At 56.3% G+C, this 389-nt stretch carries 1 pseudogene; it reads right to left on the reverse strand.

The features are described 5' to 3' along the window. A pseudogene (locus ABT56_RS24400) lies at nucleotides 1-389 on the reverse strand (hypothetical protein); the annotation flags it as partial.

Raw genomic sequence — 389 nt, forward strand, 5'->3', positions numbered from 1 at the left:
ATCTTGTTGCGGGCACTGCCAGCCTTGACCAAAACGTGACAACGTGACGAATTGGCGGTTAACTCAAGATCGCCCGCTATTGTTAGCACTTGGCTTGCGCACTTCTCCGGGATTGCGGGCTTGGTGGTCAGTGCCGTGGTGCTGTAGACCCGAACCGCCTGCCCGTTTTCTAATTTCATCCGGGGCAATTCGCCAATCGTTAGTTTTTGCCCTTTGGCCAATACCATTTCCGGCATCTGGGTGACGGCAAAGCCCTGATCTGCCTCGAAGACCATCGGCGGCATCTTGCCAATATCAATGGCCTGATTCGGTGACAGCGTCACACTCGGCATGGCAGTGACTTCGACCTCGCGCCCATCGGACGGCGGCACATAGCGACCATAACCGCA

The sequence above is a fragment of the Photobacterium aquae genome (genome assembly GCF_001029445.1).
Lineage (GTDB): Bacteria > Pseudomonadota > Gammaproteobacteria > Enterobacterales > Vibrionaceae > Photobacterium > Photobacterium aquae.